1 protein-coding gene is annotated in these 253 nt (G+C 47.4%); it reads right to left on the bottom strand.

Features of this window, described 5'->3' with window-relative positions; genetic code table 11:
- Positions 1-253, bottom strand: a 253-nt coding sequence (gene lolA / locus AB4496_RS28290; RefSeq protein ID WP_372133362.1) for an outer membrane lipoprotein chaperone LolA, incomplete at both ends; no start/stop codon positions are given.

Genomic DNA, 253 nt, shown 5'->3' on the forward strand with positions numbered 1-253 from the left:
GGTTACCCGTTTGCGCAACATTGTAGTTATCCCAATCACTTGCTTGGTTACGAGTCAGCAATACAAATGGCGTTTGCGATGTGGCTTGTTCTTGCCAGTAAATGCTCACTTGTTCAATGAACGGACTGTAGTACCACAAGCTTTGACCATCAGAGACCAATAGGTTTTCATCAGGGAAAGTCGTTTCCCAACGGAACAAGCTAGGGCGTGCAATCTCTACTGTGCCCTCGCCTTCCATCACAACATCACCGTC

This window comes from Vibrio sp. 10N.222.46.A1 (assembly GCF_041473595.1).
Taxonomy (GTDB): domain Bacteria; phylum Pseudomonadota; class Gammaproteobacteria; order Enterobacterales; family Vibrionaceae; genus Vibrio; species Vibrio tasmaniensis_A.